General features: G+C 55.8%; 16 protein-coding genes. 2 read left to right on the top strand and 14 right to left on the bottom strand.

The features are described from left to right. Positions 1-185 precede the first annotated feature (185 nt). The 7 genes from J5276_RS15530 to J5276_RS15500 form a co-directional block, all read right to left on the bottom strand. On the bottom strand, positions 186-482 hold the full coding sequence (locus J5276_RS15530) for a hypothetical protein (protein ID WP_209159589.1): 297 nt from the start codon (positions 480-482) through the stop codon (positions 186-188). 224 nt (positions 483-706) lie between these two features. Beyond that, the gene (locus tag J5276_RS15525) at positions 707-1,966 is read right to left on the bottom strand and encodes a polysaccharide biosynthesis/export family protein (RefSeq protein ID WP_060642728.1); all 1,260 of its coding nucleotides are present in this window, start codon (positions 1,964-1,966) and stop codon (positions 707-709) included. A gap of 3 nt (positions 1,967-1,969) precedes the next feature. After that, the gene (locus tag J5276_RS15520) at positions 1,970-4,132 is read right to left on the bottom strand and encodes a polysaccharide biosynthesis tyrosine autokinase (protein WP_112391049.1); all 2,163 of its coding nucleotides are present in this window, start codon (positions 4,130-4,132) and stop codon (positions 1,970-1,972) included. A gap of 54 nt (positions 4,133-4,186) precedes the next feature. Next, positions 4,187-4,897: a response regulator transcription factor gene (locus J5276_RS15515; protein WP_060642730.1), complete on the bottom strand. Its 711-nt coding sequence runs from the start codon at positions 4,895-4,897 to the stop codon at positions 4,187-4,189. An 86-nt stretch (positions 4,898-4,983) separates the two neighbouring features. Further along, positions 4,984-5,637: a PIG-L deacetylase family protein gene (locus tag J5276_RS15510; protein WP_026330955.1), complete on the bottom strand. Its 654-nt coding sequence runs from the start codon at positions 5,635-5,637 to the stop codon at positions 4,984-4,986. Then, positions 5,634-6,446, bottom strand: a complete 813-nt coding sequence (locus J5276_RS15505) for a glucose-1-phosphate cytidylyltransferase (RefSeq protein WP_060642731.1) — start codon at positions 6,444-6,446, stop codon at positions 5,634-5,636. The genes J5276_RS15510 and J5276_RS15505 overlap by 4 nt, the downstream gene beginning before the upstream one ends. Continuing rightward, positions 6,443-7,735: a class I SAM-dependent methyltransferase gene (locus J5276_RS15500; RefSeq protein ID WP_209159588.1), complete on the bottom strand. Its 1,293-nt coding sequence runs from the start codon at positions 7,733-7,735 to the stop codon at positions 6,443-6,445. The genes J5276_RS15505 and J5276_RS15500 overlap by 4 nt, the downstream gene beginning before the upstream one ends. Before the next feature lie 307 nt (positions 7,736-8,042). Here J5276_RS15500 and rfbC point away from each other — a divergent pair, with 307 nt between their 5' ends. Continuing rightward, positions 8,043-8,570: a dTDP-4-dehydrorhamnose 3,5-epimerase gene (gene rfbC / locus J5276_RS15495; protein WP_209159587.1), complete on the top strand. Its 528-nt coding sequence runs from the start codon at positions 8,043-8,045 to the stop codon at positions 8,568-8,570. Between the two features lie 4 nt (positions 8,571-8,574). On the opposite strand, the gene J5276_RS15490 is transcribed toward rfbC, so the two are convergent. From J5276_RS15490 to J5276_RS15475, 4 genes are all read right to left on the bottom strand, one after another. Then, positions 8,575-9,918, bottom strand: a complete 1,344-nt coding sequence (locus J5276_RS15490; protein WP_209159586.1) for a DUF4910 domain-containing protein — start codon at positions 9,916-9,918, stop codon at positions 8,575-8,577. Positions 9,919-9,931: 13 nt separating this feature from the next. Then, positions 9,932-11,002: an NAD(P)-dependent oxidoreductase gene (locus J5276_RS15485; RefSeq protein WP_003517624.1), complete on the bottom strand. Its 1,071-nt coding sequence runs from the start codon at positions 11,000-11,002 to the stop codon at positions 9,932-9,934. 117 nt (positions 11,003-11,119) lie between these two features. Further along, positions 11,120-12,523 (bottom strand): glutamate-1-semialdehyde 2,1-aminomutase, encoded by a 1,404-nt coding sequence (locus J5276_RS15480; RefSeq protein WP_127966366.1) that lies wholly within the window; start codon positions 12,521-12,523, stop codon positions 11,120-11,122. A gap of 214 nt (positions 12,524-12,737) precedes the next feature. Further along, a complete protein-coding gene (locus J5276_RS15475) occupies positions 12,738-13,595 on the bottom strand; it encodes a LuxR C-terminal-related transcriptional regulator (RefSeq protein ID WP_236775893.1) in 858 nt (285 codons plus the stop codon). Positions 13,596-14,259: 664 nt separating this feature from the next. On the opposite strand from J5276_RS15475, the gene J5276_RS15470 reads away from it, so the two are divergent. Beyond that, positions 14,260-18,543, top strand: a complete 4,284-nt coding sequence (locus J5276_RS15470) for a CheR family methyltransferase (RefSeq protein ID WP_112391052.1) — start codon at positions 14,260-14,262, stop codon at positions 18,541-18,543. A gap of 33 nt (positions 18,544-18,576) precedes the next feature. On the opposite strand, the gene J5276_RS15465 is transcribed toward J5276_RS15470, so the two are convergent. The 3 genes from J5276_RS15465 to J5276_RS15455 form a co-directional block, all read right to left on the bottom strand. After that, the gene (locus tag J5276_RS15465; RefSeq protein ID WP_112391053.1) at positions 18,577-19,536 is read right to left on the bottom strand and encodes a glycosyltransferase family A protein; all 960 of its coding nucleotides are present in this window, start codon (positions 19,534-19,536) and stop codon (positions 18,577-18,579) included. Beyond that, complete coding sequence (locus tag J5276_RS15460) at positions 19,533-21,044, bottom strand: oligosaccharide flippase family protein (RefSeq protein ID WP_112391054.1); 1,512 nt, start codon at positions 21,042-21,044, stop codon at positions 19,533-19,535. The genes J5276_RS15465 and J5276_RS15460 overlap by 4 nt, the downstream gene beginning before the upstream one ends. A 222-nt stretch (positions 21,045-21,266) precedes the next feature. Then, on the bottom strand, positions 21,267-22,499 hold the full coding sequence (locus J5276_RS15455) for a polysaccharide pyruvyl transferase family protein (RefSeq protein WP_209159585.1): 1,233 nt from the start codon (positions 22,497-22,499) through the stop codon (positions 21,267-21,269). Positions 22,500-22,767 lie beyond the last annotated feature (268 nt).

Here is a 22,767-nt window from a genome sequence, read left to right as displayed (position 1 = left end):
AACCCCGGTAACCAGGGACCCGCCAAAGTATCAGGGGGCGACGGGTAACTCTTACAAACCGCTTTTATCGCTTCTGTTCAATCTGGCTATAAGCGGTAGAATCCACATCCATCCATCTGATGTCTGCCAAATTTTCGCGCTTTGGGTAACGGCAAAAGGATAAAAGCGTTAGAGTTCGAGAGACGTCACTTGGCCGGTCCGGTTTCCGTCGCCATATTGAGCCAGGCCCGGACGTCGGTCGCCGTGATCCAGATCTGTCCATCGAACGCAAACATTCCCTTCTCGATTTTGGATGTAGCTATCGTCGCAAACACATCGACGAATTCCGCCAGACGTTGCGCATCGCACTGCGGTGGGGACTGAATGTCGTTCAGGGCATCTTGCGTCACATGGACGGGCTGCAGCCCTCTTTCGCCGTTCATGATGATGACGGCACGCTGCCTGACCATGTGATAACCAACCGGAACGATCGCAGATTCCATCTCCGTCTCCCCCGACACTTGTGCCGATTGTTTCTGTTCTCTGGAGGAAGTAAGGAGCCTACCGATCGGAACGTCGGCAAACCCTTTTGATCGGTGCGGTTCCTACAAGACTGTTGGAGTGCACTATTCAGGATAGCAAATTGCGACTTGGCGCTATAGTTCTCCAAAAGCGGTAGCTGCTTTACAGGGCCGCTCAAACGAGGGCATCAGAGACGCTCGTCTCTCTAGTTGACGCTTCCTGTGACGACGGCTGCCGAAACCGGATCTCTGCCGGATACCGACAGGCGGACACGGACGACGTCCCCCGCGCGGACCTGCGTATGCTCGTCCGCAGCGATTTCGCTATATGTGCCTGCAACCTGACGCACGATGAAGAATTTGGTTTGGATCATGTCCTCGAGGCTGGAAACCCGCCGCGCCGTCGAGCCGATCTCGGCCATGGATTGAAGGCTGAAGGCCAGCTTTTTCTTCAGACGCATAATGTCCAGGGAGGTCTCCCGCAATTCGGTCGCGGCGTCATTATGCCTTTTGCTCTTCAGCTCCAGAATACGCCGCTCCACCTCGCTCTTGTTTTGTTGCGCGCGCGCCAGGAACGATGTTGATTCCAGCACCTGCTGGTTCATGGATAGCAGTTCGCGCTTGCGCTCTCTTAGGGCTGACTCTGAGGCTGCGCCGCGTGTGACAAGTTCCTTCGAGGCGTTCACGTCCATGTCGAGCAACTCCAGTTGCTGGCTGCGCATGACGTTGCTTTTCTGAAGCGTGTCTATTTCCTGAATGAAGTTCTGTCGTTGGACCTCGAGATTGGTCTTTTCGTCCTGCTGCGCCGAGAGGCGAAGGCGAAACAGACTTGTTTCAGATGAGACGATCTTCTCCAACGCGGTGCGATCCCGGACAAGTCCGATTTCATCGCCCCTATATTCGAATTCGGTGTCGTTCAGTTCCGCTTCCAGCCGGACGCGCCGGATATCCTGCGACAGGAGTTGCATCGACATATCTTCATATTCCTGCTGGGCAGCGATCAACTGTATGCCCGAGGTATCCCTCTGCGCATTCGACTCGCGCAATCCCCCGCCGAGTGCGAAGAGTTCAAGCACGATCATGCCGGGACGGTATTCATATTTTCCCGGCTTCTGGACGTCACCGACAACGAAGATCGGAGCATATTCCTTGACCGCGACGGCAACGGAGCGGTTTGCCACATGGCTTGCCAGATCGCGGCTGATCCGCGCACCGATTTCGTTCACCGTCTGGTCGACCACGTTGACGTTGCCAAGAAGCGGATAACCGATCGTTCCATCTGCACTGACTGGGAAGAGGCCGGTCAGGCCCGGGTCGCCATAGACGGAGATCGTCAAGACGTCGCCGGTAGCGACCTTGTAGTTGGTGCCATCTGCAGCGGCCGGTAATTGGCAAACGGCCAGAGACAGAAAGGTGGTGCTGGCCATCATCAGGGAAAAGCCCTTGGACCTTGTCACGAAGCGCATGTTTCACCTCTCGCTATGGACGACAGCCGGGGGGCGCAGACTGGTCGCCCGTTTCCGCAGCTTGAAATGAGTATTCCAGTCCCGGAAAATCCTCGGCCAGACCGGGGGTTGACGCTTTCTCGGGCGTCGTATTCCGTTGAGGATGATGCCCGTGATCGGCCGGCCCGCGACCCGCAGCTTGATGACGGCGTTTTTCATGCCCGTGCCATCGGCGACGTCCTGTCGGACTACAAAGGATACGGCGTCAGACAGACTGGCGATCCGCAAAAGGTCGAGGTCATGGGCAACGGATGGGGCCTCGATCAATACTAGTTCGTATCGCTGTCTCGCCTCTGCAATCAGGCCGGCGAAGCGCTTGCTTCCAAGAACAAGATTTGGCGGCAGGTCGCTTTTCTCGGCGACGATGATGTCGACCCCGGAGACCTGATCGCGTTGTATGACGTCGTCCAGGGACACCTCGCGGCTGACCGCCTGGGCAACATGCGACGTCGATCCCACATCGAATTCCGCTCCGAGAGCCGGGTTTCGCAGATTGGCATCGATCAGCAGCAGCTTCACGCCGCTCATCGCAAGAGATCTGGCAAGGTTGGCAATCACGAACGTCTTGCCTTCTCCATCGGCCGAAGAGGTGAAGGCGATCACTTTGGCCTTGCTCTCGGCTAACTGTATGTGGGTCTGCAGGTCGGCAAACGCGCTGTAGAAGTCCGCCGCGCCGCTGCTGAATTTCCCGGGCTTGTTCTGGAACTCTCCGAAGGAAATGCGCGGAATGCGCCCGATGACATTAAGTGCGGTTTTCTGTTGAAGAGACGTGATGGAGCCAACGGACCGGTCCGTAAAATTCAGGATGAAAGCCGTTGCCAAACCGGTGCTGCAGCCCAGAAGAAGCGCAATCAGGCCCCAGAGACCCTCGTCAGGACTGGTGGGCTTACGGGACGGCATGGCGCTCGATATGATCCGCGCCTCGGCAGTAGCGATACCGTCCTGTTCGATGGTCTGCTTGTAGCGTGCCAGGTACGTCTCGTAGATCGAGCGGTTCGCTGCTGCTTCCCGGTCAAGTTGCCCGGATTGAACCATTGCCATATCCGTCGTGGAAATGGCGCGTTGCACATCATTGAGGCTTGCCTCGACTTCCTGCCGCTGTTTTTCGTTGACCTCGATCTCGTTGCGCAAGGCAGCGATGATCTGGGCGATCTCTGAATCGATCTGTTTGTTAAGTGAACTGAGCTGGGAGGATAATTGCGGCCGCTCAGGGCTCATGACAGCGCCGCTTTCATCGATCTGTGCGATGGCTCTGATGACCCTCGCCTGCTCGGCCCTTAAAAGCTGGATTGTTGGTGAGGACAGAACTTCGGTGATCCCGAGCCCATCGCCGCTTTTCTGCAGTTCGAGCGCTGTGGCCAGGCGCGCCCTTGACCCCGCCAGTTTGGCCTGTAGCGTCGTCAGCTCGACGTTCAGACTTGAGAGACGCTGCGACTGCAGCGGAAGACCACCAGTGTCTATCAATCCGGATTTCTCGCGAAATTGCGACGCCTGGCGTTCGGACTCCTCTAGTTCCGTCCGCAGACTGACCAGCCGCTCCCCGAGCCATGCGCTGACACGCCGGGTTGCGGTTGTCTGGAGATCGATCTGATAGTCGATATACGCTTCCCCGAACGCATTCGCGACTTTCGCGGCAAGCGCCGGATCGCCGGCATAATAGGAAATGTAAATTGTATACGACCGGCCATCATTCATCACACGAACGTTGGTCATGAGGTTATCGATCATTTTCGATGTCTCTGCGTCGTTGCCAAGCACGGTCGCGTCGGTGGTCGCCCGGTCTGATTTGGTTTGCCGCCCTTCGAACAGTCGATCTTTCTGCAGGATGACAAGAACCCGTTCGGCCATGGACCTCGACCCGATGATATCGAGTTCGGTTCGAAGCACCGGGCTTTCCTGAGGCAGTGGAGAGACAACGGATTCGGTGGGGAGTGCTTGAAGCTTGCGGACATCAAGTGCAAGGGTCGCCTCGGCCTTGTATCGGATCGGGGTTCGCGCATAGCCGATTGCCGCGATTGTGAAACTGGCGAGAAAACAGATGAAGACGGCTCTGCGCCGCTCCCGCAGGATGGATATGAAGCGGGAAATACCTTCCTGCTCACCCGGAGATGATGACGACTGGATCATGACGGTTCCTGCTGTGAGCGGAGCATTCGGTAGCGGTCGGTGAGGGGCGTGTGCTTAGCGCTCGTACGCCATGTCGCCGATCTTGCAGGCAACTTCAGTGCGGTTGGTTGCCCCAAGCTTCTTCATGATGTTGCGGATATGTACCTTGATGGTGCTTTCGCAAAGGTTCAGCTCCAGAGCGATATCCTTGTTGGCCTTTCCGCACCGCAGGGCCTCCGCGATAGCCGATTGACGGCTTGTAAATTTCATCGGCGGTATGGCGGCGTGTGCCGTCAGGCCGAACAGACTTTTCATGTTCATGACGCTGCTGGCCGGTATGAAACGGCCGCCCGCGATTGCAAGACTGATCGCCTGGACGCAGACATCGACGCTGACGGAACTCGATATATACCCGCGCACGCCAAGAGCGATCGTATCGAGGATAGTATTGATATCCTGATCGTCGGAGAGCACGACGACGGCGGCCGGCGAAACCGCAGCGACAATCTCCGCAAGCTCGCTGTTTGTCTCTGCCGACGGACCAGGCCAGGCACTGACCAGAACTGCCGCAGGCATGCCGATTTCCGCGCGTGCCTGTTGCCATTCGCCGAGATTGGAGAAGGTCAGGATGCGCCTGTCCGCATATTGATAGTTGAGACTATGGGCGAGGCATTCCCGCTCGAGCATGCGACGATCTATGATGCCGATATAGCCAGCCGCACTTGATGCGGCCTGCGGATGCGGTGCGCCTTCCGGTGGGTTCTCGGAGATGTGGTTATGGATCATGACGAAAATGCCCCCTGTATTGTTTTTGGTTTCTTTTAATTTCCGAAAAACGTCGATTTCGTAACGTCAACAGGCTTTCGCCTGTTTCAGGCGAACGTCAGCTTTCTGACGGTAAAGGCTTCCGCAAAACGTGTAGGCGCACGGCATTCCATTCCCCGCAGCCGCGCCAAGCCGCGAAAGGTATCTGCGTCAAACCAGTCCTTGGATCTCTGTGTTCCAAAGTGCTGCAAGAGAAGCTCGACCTTCATGTTCATCGCGTCTTCGCTCAACGGCACATAGGCATTTCGCCTGCCGAAATCGCCGTCCCATTTCGGGATTTCGTATTCCATGATCAGGTGATTTCTGAAGATGTTGGATGTGAGCCTGTTGATTTCGCGGTGATCCTGATGCGCGTCCTCGCGACTATGTGTGAATATGACGTCAGGGCTGACTTTGTCGCGCAATGTCAGCAGCCATGACTTGATCTCGCGGCTTTGCGAGGGAAAGTAGCTGTCCTGAAACGATGCGAGCTCAATCGAGTAGGATGCTGCTTTTGCAAGAAAAGCTTCGGCGGAACTGCGCGCTTCCAGGGCCCGCTCGTTGCCGGCACTGAGGACGCACCAATAGACATCAAGCAACACGCCCTTTGAAAGCAGGCTGAGGACGGTGCCTCCGACGCCGATCTCAATGTCGTCGGAGTGAGCTCCTAGACAAAGGATCGACAGGCGATCACCGGCGGAGGCGAGGGACATGTTTTTCATGGCAGCAGTTTCGTGTTTGACGACTTGCGTGCCATTGATCCATCGTCTCCAATCCATGGCATGTCACCACGCTCGACCATCGCCTCCAACGTCTGCCAGTCGCGCAGCGTATCCATTGACCGCCAGAAACCCTCATGTTTGTAGGCCATCAATTTGTCTTCAGAAATCAACCTCGAGAACGGTTCCAGCACGAGTTCTTCACCCTCGCGCATGTAGTCGAAAATTTCCGGCCGCATCAGGAAGTAGCCGCCGTTGATCCACATATCGGATGTTTCCGACGACCGAAATTCCCGGACCCTTCCGCTCTCGTCGATTTCCGCCAGGTGGTAGGTGAGGGGCGGTCTGACAGCGAGAAAGCAGGCGAGCTTGTCGCTCTTTTCGAATTGGGCAATCATGTCGTCGAGATCGACGTCGGTCAGGCCGTCGCTATAATTGGCAAGGAACATCTTCTCGCCCTTGAGATGATGACGTACGGCCCAGAGGCGCTCGCCTATATTGCGCCATATCCCGGTATCGATCAGGGATACGCGCCAGTCTCTCGGCAATTCCTCGAGCAACTCCACGCGTCCGGGGCTCGATATGACGCAATCGGCATAGCTTTCCGGCCGGCTGTTCAGAAAGAATTCTTTTATGACATGCGCCTTGTAGCCAAGGCAGAGGATGAAGTCCTCATGTCCGAAACGGGCGTAATATTGCATGACATGCCGCATGATCGGTTGAGACCCGAGCGGGATCAGCGGTTTCGGGACGCTTTCGGAATATTCCCTGATGCGGGTACCCCTGCCGCCGCAGAACAAGACGACCTTCATTGTGCCAACTCCTTCGGATCAATGATGGATATGTCAGGAATTGGTACGATGAATTTCCCGCCCCAGTTTCTGATGTCGTTCATTTGTGCAACGATCTCAGTCTTCAGGTTCCAGGGGAGAATGAGAACGTAGTCCGGTTTTATGCGCTGGATTGCGCTGACGGGCCGGATCGGGATATGCATTCCCGGTGTGAGGCGACCATGTTTGTAAGGATTGCGATCTACTGCAAAATCGATGAAATCGGTGCCGATACCGCAATAATTCAGCAGAGTGTTGCCCTTTCCCGGTGCGCCATAGGCGCAGATCGATTTGCGCATCTCCTTGAGGCGGATGAGGAAAGACAGGAGGTTTCGCTTGGTCTGGCGCACGGCTTCGGAGAATGCCGTATAGGTCTCGATCTTGTCGAGCCCGGCGTTCAACTCCCGTGCCAGAAGGCTATCCACGCGGGCTTCACGCGGAAAATTGCCGTCTTTGTGCGAGAAAAAGACCCGCAGCGAACCGCCATGTGTGGGGATCTCTTCGACATCGAAAACCTTGAGCCCATGACGGCGGGCCATTTTTTCTATGGTCAGCAATGAGAAGTAGGAAAAGTGCTCGTGATAGATCGTATCGAACTGGTTCTCCTCGATTAGCTTTTCTATATGCGGGAACTCGAGGGTGATGACGCCATCAGGCTTGAGCAAGGCTTTCATGCCGGCAACGAAATCGTTGATATCAGGCACCTGTGCGAGGACATTGTTGCCGATGATGAGATCGGCCTTTTGTCCCCTGGCCGCCATATCGGTCGCTAGAGCCTCGTTGAAAAATTCCGTGAGTGTCGGAATACCTTTCCCGATCGCCACCTTTGCGACGTTGACCGCTGGTTCAATTCCAAGCATCGGAATGTTGCTGGTCAGGAAGTGCTGCAGCAGGTAACCGTCGTTGCTGGCAAGTTCGACAACGAAACTGGATTCGCCAAGCGCGAAGCGCTCGATGACCATGTCGCAATACCGTTTCGCGTGAGCGACCCAACTGTCCGAGAACGAGGAGAAATACGCGTACTCCGTGAAAATATTCTCGGGCGCCACATACTCCTGAAGCTGGACGAGGAAGCATTCGTCGCAAACGAATGCATGGAGCGGATAGAATGGCTCGACGTCGTTGGCTGCATCAGCTGCGACGAAGCTTTCGCAGGGCGGAGACATTCCAAGATCAACGAAGGTATGCACCAATGGCGAGCTGCAGAGACGGCAAAGCCCGACGTGATGCGTCGAGCTCAATCTTGCAGAAAAAACTGCCTCATTGTTCATCTGACGCCCCCTGATTTCATCACAGTGTCTTTGAGTGAATTCCAGAAAATTCTTTTATTAACTGGAAAAAATACTATGGATCGGGGTGGGTGACGATACTGCATTCGGCTCGAAAACGTCATCCATAAGCCGTAGGTTGATATGATAATCCGCTAAAATGCGCTTCCGGCGGCTGGTTTCCGCAACCGAAAGGGTGACTTATTTGCCAGCCCGCCTTCAAGGTATGTTGCTGCCTATGGGTGTATTCCGGAGCCGCTGAAATGGCGGAGAATTCTTCTTGAATACGGGGTTGCATCAGGAGCGCCGAATGCTGTTTGAGAAGACGAAAATCGAAGGGCTTTGGGTAGTCAGTACGGTGCCTGTGCGGGACAGTCGCGGCTCTTTTGCCAGGACGTTCTGCAAGCGCGAATTTGAGAGCAACGCGTTGGTATCGGACTTCAGTCAGCACAGCCTTTCTCTATCGAAGCTTAAACACACCGTTCGAGGGCTGCATTTCCAGCGGCCGCCGCATCAGGAGACAAAGCTGGTTACCTGCGTCAAAGGATCGATATGGGATGTCGCCGTCGATCTGCGCCGTGGCTCGCCGACCTATCTGCAATGGGTTGGCATGGTGTTGTCGGCCGACAATGGCGCGCAGTTCTACATTCCCGAGGGTTTTGCACACGGCTTCCAGTCGCTCAGCGACGACGTTGCTGTGTCCTATTTGATTTCGGCGCCCTATGCCGAGGCAAGTGCGGCGGGGATCCGTTATGACGCGCCCGCGATAGGTGTAGAATGGCCTGCGCCGCCCTCGGTCATATCGGAAAAGGACCTCGGTTGGCCTGCTTTGCAATGAAGGTCTAGCGCGTCAGGAAACCGAGGTTCGAGACAAGGCCCGCCTCGAGCAGCCTGCCGGCAGCGCTCGCAATATCGACAAACGGCATTTTAGACCTTTCGGCGATATCCAGTAGCGAGTTGGTTCCATCGCCGAGGTTGAGTATCCATAGATAGGCCATGGTACGGTCGTCATTCGTCTTATGGCCGCCTATCGCAGGGAAAAGCCCGTATTTCCCTAGCTGTGGCTCACCCTTGGGCCGAAGGTTCAACGGCGTCCAGTTGTCTTCGAGAGCATCGATCATGTCCATGATCATCCAAAAGGATGAGTCGAGATGTTTGGGCTCGATGAAGTCGAGATTGTCGGCCGAGGTGTGATATTCGGGAAAGGTTCCGAAAGCGCTTCTCTGCAGCAGTCCAACCGGCAGGTTGAAGCCCGGCGAACAGAATTGGCGCTCGTCGTAGCCGTAGGGAATGAAGTCGGCGATTGCCAGATGTTTGCGATCCTCTCCGCAGCGGGTGCAGGCGGCGATTCGGTCGATCAGTGCATCTCCCCTGCGGCTGCGCTTGTAGTTCGGCCCGCCCCCGTCACCAATGCAAGAAACCACAAGACCATGCGCAATGTTCGATATCCCGTCTTCGTTCTGCGCAAGCCATGACAGGGAGCCGATCGTTCCGGGTGCGAAGACGAACCTGTAGCTGTAATATGTGGACCTGCTTTTCAGGCCTGCAGCAAGACACGTTAGCAATGCCAGGCCGGAACAATTGTCGTTTGCGAGCGACGGGTGACAGATATGCGCGAAGAGAAGCACCTCTTTGGTGCTTTGTCCGATATGCAGATATTCGCCGTAATACAGATTGCCTGACACCTTTTCGGTGTCGATGACGACTTCATAGTCGCCTTCCTCTAGCTTGAGGAATTCATGATGCGACATGCAAAAGCCCCAGGCATCCGTGTAATAGGCTGTTTTGTAAGGAATGAGATCGGGTTGTGCCGGCAAGGTGTAGATATGCGCTTGCAGTTCGGCCAGCGGCATCACGCGACGTTGAGGGATGCTGTAGCTCATGAGATGCAGGTTCGACATTTGAAAATCGATCACCTTGCGACCCGCCGCGTTCTTCACATAGGCGTCCCGGACGGTCCATTCCTGGGGCACCGTCCAGTCGAAAACCCGCGTCCCGCTAGGGACGGCGCGCTGCTCGATATCGATATAGTCTTTAAGGATATCGATGGTGTCACACACGCCTTTGCCGGTGATGCTGCGACAGATCGGAAAGAGGCGGGAAGCCAGATCATGAATAGTCTGGCCGATACCTGCCTCTCTCCATGCATCGCCTGTCAGCTTTGCACCAGGCTCTATCTTGCCCATCCGGGCCTCCTGTTTAAACCGATGCTGCAATATCGGCGTTCTGGCGCGGCGCGGCCATGGGGCGGCGCAGGTTGATGTCGATATCCTTGTCGCCGATCAGCTTCTGGAGTTGGCCGATCCGCTGATAGTGCGGTCCCTCGAATTCGGCCATTGTCAGGCCGGCGCTCTTGTAGGCCCGGTAGAGTTGCTCGGCACCTGCGGCGGCCGTCCATGTCGGTTTAAACGCCGGAAGCGCGCGGGCGATCTTGCCAAAATCGACGCGGTACGAACGGGTATCGGGGCTTGCATCGCTCGCATATTGCAGCCGGCATCCGGGCACCGTGAGAGCGACGATTTCGGCAATCTCCCGGATCTGATAGTTGTGCGCATCCTGTCCGACGTTGAAAGCCTGATTGTGTATGGCATCGGTCGGCGCTTCGAGCGCAGCCAGAAAGGCGCGCGAAATATCCTCGATGTGAACGATTGGGCGCCATGGCGATCCGTCGGATTTCAGGAGGATCAGTCCTTCCGTCACCGCCCAAGCGGTCAGGTTGTTGAGGACGATATCGAAACGCAGCATGGGCGAAAGGCCATATGCTGTTGCCGGACGCATATAGACCGGTGAGAAGCCGGGGCTCGCAAGGCTTGCAATCTCCCGCTCCGCCAAGACCTTCGACGTGCCGTAGGCCGATACCGGCTTCAGCTCGGCCGTCTCGTTGACCAGTCCTTCGCCAGCGGCGCCGTAGTTGCTGCACGACGAGGCGAAGATGAAACGCTTGACGCCTGCCTGCTTTGCGGCTCGCGCTGCCCGAACGCTGCCGCGGTAATTGATCTCATAGGTAATTTCCGGATTGAGATTGCTCAGCGGATCGTTGGACAGCGCCGCAAGATGAATGACAGCGTCGAAACCTTCCATATCCGAAGGCTGGATATCGCGGATGTCCTTGCAGACGCCGGGGACCTGCGGCAAAGGTCCGCCTGGAACATAAGCGCAGCGATGGTAGAATTCAGTGTCGTAGCCGTGTACTTCGTGACCCGCCTTGCGCAGGATGGGTACCATGACGGAGCCGATGTATCCGCGATGCCCGGTGACTAGAACGTGCATGAAATTTCCCCTCAAAATCTATTTTCGATCGCAACGAGCGTATCTTTTCAGGCTAGATCGATGCACCGCGCAAAGCGGCTGTATCGATAATGCGAACGGTCTAGGTGCCCCTGCCGGTTAAGGCTTTCGGATGCTTTCCGATAATTCGGGCATGTCGGCCATGACCAACCCATGGCTGGCCTGATGCTGCGCGTTGCCGTTGAAACGCCGGAAGACGACATCGGATGGGCGTCCTGTCAGGAATTTGTCGACGCCGTATTCCAGCGCTTTACGGTAGACGACGAGCGCTCCATCGATGGCGTCAAGCGTTTTGGCTATATCCTCGTCCTCATGCGTGTAGCTTACAACGAGAGACGGTGCGAGAAGGCCGCGACGGATGGTTTCCTGCAGAAACAGCGAGCGAAAAGCCTGAGACGGCTTTCCGGTCTGGTCCAGCGTGAAGTAGCTGAGGCAGGCAGAATGGCCCTGGATGCCGAAGTAGGAATCGAGCCCGTGCGCAATTGCGATCTGGCTGATGGCGGCGCGCAGCGAATTTCCCTGTCGGACCAGATGTGGGACCACGGGTTCCTGCGTGTAAACCTTCATGGTTGCGATGGCCGCGGCCATCGCATGCGTTTCCGCGCCATGCGTCGTCGAAAGCAGGAAGACGCGGGGGGCATCGGTTTGATCGATACCGCCTCGTTCCATGAATTCCCGCTTGCCGGCAAGTGCGGAAATCGAAAAGCCATTCCCCAGCGCCTTGCCGAAACAGGATAGATCGGGGGCGATATCGTATGTCTTCTGCGCGCCACCCGCATCCCAGCGGAAGCCGGTGATCATTTCGTCGAGAATGAAAAGCGCGCCGTTTTCGTGGCAAAGATTCTGGAGTTTGTGAAGAAACTGGTCCCGAGGCGGATCACCGCGCGACGGCTCCAGGATGAAGGCGGCTATGCGGCCTGGAAAACGGTCAAACAGACTGCGCGCACTCGCCAGATCATTATAGCTGAAGCCAAGGACCAGATTCTGGATCGCCTGAGGAATGCCCGCATTCATCTCCGTTGTTCCGATGAACCAGTCGTCGGTGGAGAAAAAGGGGTGGTCGCTGCAGCGCGCGATCAGGTCGCGGCCGGTAACAGCCCGCGCAAGTCGTATCGCAGCGGATGTCGCATCGGAACCGTTCTTGCAGAATTTGACCATTTCGGCCGTCTGGATCGTATCAAGGAAGGTCGAGGCGCATTCCACCTCGATCTTTGAGGGGCGCGTGAAATTGCAGCCGCGGTATAGTTCCGCACGCGCAGCCTCTACGACGTCGGCATAGGCATGGCCAAGGCCGACAGCCCTATTGCCCATACCGTACTCGATATATTCATTTCCATCGACATCCCAGACATGACAGCCATATCCCCTTTCAATGAAGCCGGGAGACAGGACAGGGTACTGGTCGTCACCCTTTGCATAGGTATGTGCGCCGCCCGGTATGATGTTGCGGGAGCGCAGGCGCAATCGATCCGAGTTTTCGAAATTTTCGACGAAAGTTTGCATGGCGAAATCCCGGGTCCATATGTCCAATGACCAGAGATTACCGTATCCGGCCCGGTGGCCGTCACCCCGTCTTTATGCTTGGAATGCTAGCCGAAAGGCTTAGAGGAGATGTACAATCTTCTTGTCATAATCGTTCCGATGCGTTTGCATCTTGCGGGGCCCGACACCCGCAGGCAATTATGGATTTACAACAGGTCCACTGCACGACACATGACTAGTTTTTGAAGAGATCGGATATTTTAAAGATCACTTCCGTTCTGTTTTTGGCGTCGACTTTCTTCATGATATTGCGAATATGTACCTTTACGGTGCTTTCACGAAGATTGAGTTCATAGGCTATGATCTTGTTTGGCTTGCCTTGCGTCAAGGCGTTGATGACATCGACCTCACGTTGGGTGAACATGGCCGTGCGCTGACGTTCCTTGTCTTCCGCAACCACGAGCAACTGCCTGAGATCGCTCAGATTTTCAGCTGATACGAAAGCGCCGCCCGCCAATGCAAGTGAGATGGCGCCCACGCACACCGCCAACCCTATCGACGAGGAGATGTACCCGCGAACTCCCGCGTCGAACGCCCTCATGACCTGACGCAGATCGCGGTTTTCCGCAAGAATGACGACTGGCAGATAAGGGAAATCGGCGATGAATTCCCGCAACTCGTGAAGGGAAACGTCATCGCAAAAATCGCTGCGACCGACATTGACCAGGATGCCGCTATGCTGGCCGTTTGGAGCATGTCTCCAGTCGTCGAGTGATGAAAACAACTCGACTTCCATATCAAGGCCGTATGCGATCAGGCTCTGAGCCAGACACTCACGGTCGAGCGCGCGGTCGTCGATGATCGCCAGCTTTCTGACCGAAGTTTCCATAGGTTTCGAATGCGCAACCACATGGAAATTTGATGAGAATTGGCTATGTCCGTTGTTAGGAACTGATGTCAGCATGTTATGTCCTATCCGCGCTAAAGATTGCTTTGCGAACCTGCCTGGCTTGGCAGAGACGCAACCGAAGAGTTTCTTTCTACGAGCCCGCACAACGGACGTCGGAGGTAATTCAACCCGGAACGTCGTCATCAATCTGGAACTTCGGAAGAGATGATCTGAATTGCGGTCTGGATTTTTCGGAATTTAATGTCGGCCAGAAAGCAATAGACGTGGCACTACCCGAATTTCTACTCCGGCATCCTACAATGGAGTATCTCAACTGGAAAAGGCTCGGAAATTACTCACTTTTGATTGAGATTTCGAGACGGTGTTCAATCTGGCATGACGTAAAAATGCCAGCAGGCGCACGAGAACCGGTGAAATGGAATTTCGATCACACCAACTTCATTCTTCGCGGGCCGCGTCTAATTATATTGGATGAATTATAATATTTGCTGGATTGATTTATCATCAACCTTTGTTGCTCTTGTTTTTGATGTCGGCAACCTATGCGTGTTAATCGCATTTTCAAATTGCGCCTCAAGACAATTCAACACACTGTACCCCGTATATAACGGGGCGTGGTGAATATTTATCACTGACGAATGATCTCAAGGCCGTGTGGCCGTTTTCAAGACTTCGTTGACCCTCCACCCCCTGACGCTTCGTAAGGGTCGATTTCTGTTTGGAATGCGCGTCAATTTTAACGAGAGTGAATATGACGGAACGCGGCGCGGATAGTAACAAGGTTCCCTCTACTTTCGAGGTAGACACCGGTCCGATGTCCGGGTCACAGGAAGCAAGTCCCGTTAGGATGTTCCCGATTGTCGGCGTCGGAGCTTCATCGGGTGGACTGAATGCGTTCAGATCCCTGCTCAAGGCGTTGCCTGAAAAAACCGGCTGTGCGTTTCTTCTCGTTCAGCATCTTGACCGGTCGCATGAAAGCATGCTCGCAGAACTTCTGGCGAGCGAAACGAATATGGTCGTGACCGAGGCTGTCAATCTTGCATTGATAGAGCCCGAGCACGTCTACGTCATTCCACCAAAATTCTTGATGTCGGTTGATGGAGGACGCATATATCTGTCGCCGCGGCGGGAAATGCATGAGGCACCTCTGCCGTTTGATGTTCTCCTGGGTTCGATGGTCAAGGAGTACGGACCATGGTCGATAGCGGTCGTCCTGTCCGGCACGGGATCCGACGGCTCATCCGGTGTCCAGCAGATCAGGGACTTCAAGGGGCTCGTTCTGGTACAGGAGCCTCAAGAGGCACAGTTCGACGGCATGCCCGAAAGTGTTATTTCGCTAGGGATTGGCGCTACCGTTTTGCCGGTTGCTGAGATGCCTGCTGCCATTGCCAAACATATTGCGCTGTTGTCGCGGCTTCGAGCCGATCACTCGATGGTGCGCCAAATGCCCCAGCTGGACCGGATCATCGAGATATTGAGAGTTTCCACAGCGAATGATTTTTCGGCCTATAAACATGGAACGATGCAGCGCCGTGTCGAAAAACGCATTGCGGTTCTCGGTATCGAGATCGAGGAGATTGACCGATATCTTGAGATGCTCGAAAACAGCGAAGAAGAGCGCCAAAATCTCGTCAGGGATCTCCTGATCAACGTCACCAGCTTCTTCCGCGACGGGAAGGTGTTCGACTTTTTACGCGATACCATTATTCCGGATATTCTCCACGCAAAAGCGGCTCACGGAGCAGTGCGGGTCTGGGTCGCTGGATGCAGCACGGGGGAAGAAGCATATTCTCTGGCTATTCTCTTCCTCGAGCTCATTCAGTCTATGGGCCTTCGTCTCCAGTTTCAGATGTTTGCCTCGGACGCCGATGGCGAGGCGGTTGCAATTGCCAGAGACGGACATTATTCACATGAGGCGACCAAATCGCTGCCGACGGACTTGCTGGAAAAATATTTCGTAAGGGATGACAACGGATACACCGTGACGGCGCAACTGCGTGGGGCGGTTGTATTCACCGTGCAGAATGTCCTGAGCGACCCACCGTTCTCACGGATCGATCTGATTTCATGCCGCAACTTGTTGATTTACCTCGAAGCGGACGCCCAAGCCAAGGTTTTGTCGCTTTTCAGGTTTGCCCTGCGGGAGAACGGCATTTTACTGGTCGGAAAATCCGAAACCGTTGGCGGAATGGATGACCGTTTCAAGCTGATTTCGGAAACCGAACGGGTATATCGGCGTATCGGGCCGCCGGTTTTCGGTGATCTTAATTTCGGCGTGGCTCCGGGTGGAAATGTCAGAATTCCCTCTTCGCTAGGAAAGGTGACTTCAGCGTCGAGGCACAGTGCGCTTGCCGACGCGGTTGCCCAGGTTCTGCTGGGTAGCTACGTGCCCGCCGCGATCCTCGTCAATAGAAAGTATGAATATCTTTACTCCATAGGCCCGACAGCAAGGTTCCTGCGGATCGCTTCAGGTCCGGCATCGCATGATCTGTTCGCCATGACACCGAAGGCGCTCCATAATAAGATCAGGTCTGCGATCCACCGTGCGACCCGCGATCAGAAGCCTTTCGTAGCCAAGAATGCAAAACTCGACAGCAACGGCGCGCATATCGAGTTCAGCATTCACGTAGAACCGCTGTTCAGTCAGGGTGAAGAGCTGTTCCTCATATGTTTCGTGGAAGATGCTGCGCAAGCCAACAGGGTTGTCCGATCGCAGAAATCATCGACGACAGATGCGTCGCCCATTACCGAGTTGGAATTCGAACTGGAGGAGACACGGGCGGAATTGCAGGGCGCCATACGCAATCTGGAAATTGCCAGCGAAGAACAGAAGCAGATCACCGCCGAAGCACTGTCTCTGAATGAAGAGTATCAGTCGACGAATGAGGAACTCGTTACTTCGAAAGAGGAGCTTCAATCCCTCAATGAAGAGCTGACAGCCCTCAACAATCAATTGCACGAAGCACTGGAGCGTCAGCGTGCAGTTTCCAACGATCTGCAAAACGTCTTGTACAGCACCGATGTCCCGACGCTCTTTCTGGATGCCAGTCTTCGTATACGGTTTTTCACACCAGCCACCCGGTCAGTATTCAAGATTATATCGTCCGATGTCGGCCGCCCCCTCTCGGACCTCAGCGGCTTTGATGGGGACATTTCGCTTCAAGTCGATGCGATGGCGACCCTCCAGGACGGCAATACAATCGACAGGGAGATAGGAGGACCTGACGGCCGCTGGTATGTCCGCCGCATCAAACCCTATCGCGGCGAGAGCGAGACCGTCGACGGGGTCGTTATCACATTCATCGATATGAGCGCCCAGAAGCAGGTTGCGGAAAGCAGGGAAGCTGCAAAGAAATCCGCCGAGCGGGCGACTGAGGCAAAGTCGCAGTTCCTGTCTGCGGCAAGCCACGATCTGCGTCAGCCGCTGCAAACCTTGAAGCTGTTGCAGGGGCTTTTGGAAAAGAGCGTGGGCGAAGGCCAGGCGCGCACCTTCGTTCAGAGGATGGAGGAGACGCTGTCGTCGATGTTGGGAATACTCAACTCCGTTCTCGACATCAACCAGATCGAAGCGGGTATGGTGGAACCTCAGATCGTGAGCTTTGCAATAGGCGATCTTCTGGGAAGGCTCTTCAAGGAATTTTACTATCCCGCTCAGGCCGCCGGGCTGCAACTCCATGTCGTGCCGTCCAGCCTCGCCGTTCGCACCGATCCGCGTCTGTTCGAGCAGATCGTCCGCAACCTTCTGTCCAATGCGCTGAAATATACGACGAGCGGCAAAATTCTGGTCGGTTGTCGCCGGCGCGGTACGAAGGTTCGTTTCGAAGTGTGGGACACTGGCATCGGCATTCCCGAAAACCATATCGAGGATGTTTTTCAGGAATACCTCCAGCTCGATGCGCCTGCTGGAACGGAAGACCGTGGTTTGGGGCTGGGATTGTCGATCGTCAAGCGGCTCAGCGAGCTTCTCGAACTAAGGGTAGTGGTGCAGTCACGACTGCATAAAGGTTCGGCATTCATGATCGAGATCGATCACGCACCGGCCGGTGAGCCGCTTGTACCACTTCCTGCGCCAGTGGATGACCATTCGAACCAAGCGGCTACCCTGTCGTGGGCGTCGGTTCTGATCGTCGAAGACGAAAACGGCATGCGTGATTTGCTCAAGATGGGACTTGAGCAGACTGGATATGTGGTGGCTGCGACCTCTACGGCTGCCGAGGCGCTCGCGATTGTTCGAGGATTGCAGTTCACGCCCGACGTCATTCTCGCAGACTACAATCTCCCTACCGGGGGGAATGGCATAGCTGCAATAGGAGATATCCGGCAAGCACTCCGCCGAAATGTTCCGGCGCTCATTCTCACAGGCGATATTTCAAGCAAGGCCCTGAGGGCTTTTGCACAGCACGAAATTCCGTATCTGCACAAGCCGGCGAAACTCAAGGACGTCGTGCAGGTCGTCGAGACCCTGGTTGTTCGCCAAACCGACGAGAGGGTAGTGCACATAAGCGAACCCGAATACATGAGGCCGATGACGGGTCGGCTCATCGAAGTCATCGACGACCAGCAGGACATCAGGGACAATTTGCGCGCTCTTTTCGAAGGAGAAGGCTGGACGGTTGCAACCTATGTATCGGCAGAAGAGTATCTTGCAGATTACCAGCCGGACAGATCAGGTTGTCTGCTTGTCGATGCGTATCTGCCGGGCATGGTCGGCATGGAGTTGCTGCGTTTGCTGAAAGAAAAACATCATCGGTTTCCGGTGATTGTGATCACGGGTCGTAGCGATGTCCGTATGGCAATCAATGCGATGCGATATGGAGCGGCCGATTTCATCGAGAAGCCGTTTTCTTACCAGGAAATATATCGGAGCGTGCAATCGGCCCTCGAGCGATCGCGTGATGCAAACGAGCGCGAAGAGCGGCGTGAAACGGCTCGTGCCACGCTGGCAACGCTTACTCGCAAGCAACGCCAGATCCTTGACCGGATTGTTCAGGGGCAGGCCAACAAGGTTATTGCAGCTGATTTGAAGCTTAGTCAGCGCACTGTCGAGAACCATCGCGCATCAATCATGCGCCGAACGAAATCCGCTTCGTTGTCGGCGCTGTTGCGGCTTGTCCTGAATGCCGAAGAATAGGCCGTCATCATCGAAAATTTGGCCGGTCTATCGCTATCGGCGGGCGATCGCTGCGCGAATGCGATGCAATGCATCAGGTCGGCGCACAAGATAACTCACCGGTGGCAGAAACGCTGAAGCGGGTCTCAGGCGGAAAGCCTGTGCGAGAAGGGCACCCGCGCCGGGCCGGCGCCGGACCAGATTGGAAAGCGCGCACCAATAGGCGCGGTCGCTCAGGCTCGCGCGACCGCGCCTTAGCAGTGTTTGGGCATCGGCAAGCAAAGCCCCTTCATTGCCAAAGAAGCTTTCGAGCGCGGCTTCGATTTCGGTATTCCAGGCAAGCACGTTATCAAGGATGGCGGATTGGTTCGCACCGTGGATACGGGTGAAATTCTGCACGGCATCAAGTTCGACGATGTCGCCAAGCACCGCGAGCCGCATCCACATCTCGACATCGTCGGTATGGCGTAGTGCGGGCCGGTAATGACCGGCATGTTGCTGAATGTGCGTTCTGGTAACGGCGAGTGGGCCTGCTACCGGGCTGCGTCCCGTCCCGCAAATTTTGGCGATGAAGTCGACCCCGCGATGAAGCTGCATGCCACCGGCATCGCTGCGAAGGCCCAATGCTATGTCGGCATCGTCACTGAAGAAGGTGGTGCGGCCGAACGCCATGTGCGCGCCGGGGCTATTGTCGAGCGCGTCCATTGCGCGCGCGAGTGCTCCAGGCGACAGGACATCGTCGGCGCAGATGATGGCAAAATAGTCCGCCCGAGCCCAATCGATGCCTTCGTTGAAAGACGCGTGACCGCCGAGGTTCCTTGCGCGCAGGCTCGTTTCGATGCGGGGATTTGCTGCCGCGAGAGACCGGACGATCGCGACACTGTCGTCTGTGGAGGCATTGTCGATGATGAGGATACGCATGTCCGGGATGTTTTGGCCAAGGACGCTTTCTACGCATCCCTCCAGAAAGCGACCGTAATTGTAGTTGGGGATGACGATATCGATGCTGCTCATGGTTCCACCGCTGCGGCAACGACGGTGTCGGGAATGGAAGCCGGTGCAGGAGGTTTTCCGACCCTGCGCAGACTCCCGGCAAAAGCATCGAGCGTCGAACGTATTTCGCTGACGAGTGGATGACGCAGAAGAAACAGGCAAACGGCCCAGCCTGTCACCGAAAGGATGACGGCGCCGCCAGCCATGGCGAGGGAGTAATCGAAGCGGAATCCCATCCAGGCAGATATGGCAAGCGGCCCCACAATCGCGGCAAGGGTCACGGCGGCACTCGGCCCGATGGCTGCGAACAGTTCGGGTAACTTAAAGTGCGCATGGCGTCTGACGAGATAGAATGCGACGAGCATCTGGAAGGGCAGCGTGACGAACTGGCTCAGCGCTACCGCGGTGAGGCCAAAGAAGCTGGCAGAGCAGAGCACAATTGCCGAGACGCTGCGGCAGACGAAATTGCCCAGAAAAGCCTCCCGGTTGGCGTTGAGAGCGATCAGCAGCGGCGTTGTCAAAACCATGGGAAACCAGAAGATCGACGCAAGCGCGAGAATCCGGGTGATCGGTACGGCGGCGAGCCACTGGTCTCCAAGTGCAAGGCGCACGATGGGATCGGCGAGAATGGCCACCATGATCAGCGACGGCCAATACAGCACGGTGATGTAACTGAGGGCGCGCAGGTAGGACCTGCGGACGTCTCCACCTTCGCGAACTTCGGCGGCGAGCGCCGGGAAGGCGAAGGAAAAGATTGCCGAGAGGAAAATGCGATCGGGAATGGAGCAAACGGTATTGGCGCGATTGTAGATCGCGACCGCTGTCGGTGTCATGGCAAAGCCGAGCACCAGTTGCGGCAGGGACTCGTATAATTTGTCAACGATGGTTGCAGCGCCCCTGTAACGGCCGAATTCGGCCATACGGCGCCACGACTTGAGCGAAAGGCGTGCTGTACGCTGGGCCGGATCGGCATAGGCTGCAAGGGCGCTGGCAACGCTGTTGCCGACGAGCAGGCCGAGCGCGAAGCTGACGAAGCCCCATCCATTGCTGGCAGCGAAGATCGTCACGGTAGCCATAGCCACGAGGCCGATGGTTCGCACCCGTGCGATGGTGCCGAATGCCAGCCGGCGACGCAGCATGGAAAATGCCGGCATGCCCAGGCTTTCGGCCATGACGGCGGCAATTGCCAGGATAAGATAATGCTGGAGACCGGGCTGGTGGTAGAAAATCGCCAGATAGGGTCCGCATAGATAGAGAACGATCCCGAGAATGCCGCTGACGAGGAGCAAGAGTGTAAGCGACGTGTTGATGTCATCGCGTTCAACGACATCGAGCTGAATGAGAAAATCGGAAGAAACGAATTCGCGAAAGGCGAATATCACCGATGTCACCCCGTAGCCGATGACGGCAAAGCCAACTTCCGCCGGCGACAATAGTCTCGATACGATCGCGATCAGAGCGAGATTGATCGCAATTCCGAGGTGCTGTTCCAGCATGGCCATGAAAAAGGCGCGGCGGACTTTGTGCATCGAGGGCTCCGACAGCGTCGCCGATAATCGACGGTAGCGTCAAATCTAGAGTGGGGACTTGGATCTTGGAAATCTGACCGTTGGGATGGCAGCCGGATCCGTAGGTGTAGGCCGTTTGGAGAATGTCCGTTGAAGGGCGTGCGACATTGTGCGGACTACTCCCGTCGAGTGGTGAAGAGCCTCGGTATTACGTCGAAAGCATTAGGCTGCGGGACACCTTTGCTAAGGCGTAACGCTCTGCGGCGTTGCGACGGCATCATTTGAGAGAAATTCCCGGCCGAGTAGCGCCTCTTGCTCGGAAAGCTGGCGCTTGAAGCGATCATTGGCGTGGTCGATCCGCTGTCTTACCGCCCCGGCTCCAGCGAGTATCTCCTTCACCAGCACGATAACTTCCTCGACTTCGAACGTGTCGATGTGTCGGGCAAATTTCTCCTGGTCGAAATCGTTCATCAGATCATCGAACTTTCTGGCATAACCTATTGATATTGTCGGATTTCCGAGTTTCAGGGAACAGACAACTCCATGATATCTCGACACCACCGCAAGGTCGATTGCTGCCATCTGCTGCATGATATCGCGCAGCGTTGCGGCCGAGCTGATGTCGATCTGCGCCAACTCGTCCTCGGAGAGCATGTCCGTCAGCAGAAACATCAGATCCGCGCAGGCGACCCTGTCCGTAATGTCTCCCATCAAAAGGGTGATGCGATGGCCTTCACCGATCAACCAGCTCACGAGCCGTGAGAGCTTGTGGATGTAGGTCTTGTAAATCCTGGCGGCCTCGGGGTCGTTGTGACGCCAGCCGCGATAGTCCATGACGCCGACACCTATTCTCATTACGCCGTCGGCGGGGCTCTGCCGGTGGGGCACAGGAATAGGAAGATCAAAGGCGATATCGGGGTAACGGTGGTCTCGCGACACGTCGACACCGATCGTTTTCATGTAGTTGAGCGAGAAATCGTCCCGGTAGGATCGATAGGAGGCCATCTGTGCGGCAGAGCGCAGGAACCAGCGGCTGAGACGGCTTTTCATCGGGCCAGCGCCGATGCTGACGAAGGCGATCCGTGTGTTGCGAAGGCGTGCAACGAGACACCAGCAAAACACGACAAAGGGCCAGCCGAACCACTTTTCCTGAAAATCATCGAGGATGCCGGTCCCCGGTATGATCATCAGGTCAGCCTTGTCGAAACTAAAGAGGGAACTGACCAATAGCATGAGCCGTGAAGGCACCTTGCCGAGCAGCTTGTCCAGGTGCCTCATCCATGCATTTGTCAGGGGAGGCCCCCCAACACCCATCGCACGAATATTGAACTTCGCACTTACGACTGTCGGACTTGCACAGATACACAACAGATCGGCATCGGGCCTCATCCTGCGCAGATAAAGGAGCATGGCTTCCAGCGATCCGTCATTGCCCGAATTGCCAGAGCCAAATTGTCCAAGGAGAGTGATCCTCATTTATTTTCCAATCGCAGCCCGGCGCCGACACGCTCGATATGGCATTGATATCCGCTGGAGCAGTCCGACCCCACACCGACATTCGGGTTGCGTCTTACGCCAAACGAATAGTCTGACTGACGCAAACCTCTCAAAGGAAGATACAGCTAAGCCTAAGATGCAACTGACTGTCATCCCGTGGCTTTTTAGTATGTCGCCTTAGCAGCCACTCGAACCATCCGCCGTCGATCCGTTGCGGCATGGTTGTGGATGCAAGAGCGAGAGTGTC

The organism is Agrobacterium sp. S7/73 (assembly GCF_019355535.1).
Lineage (GTDB): Bacteria > Pseudomonadota > Alphaproteobacteria > Rhizobiales > Rhizobiaceae > Agrobacterium > Agrobacterium tumefaciens.
This window is presented reverse-complemented; position numbering and strand designations above follow the sequence as displayed.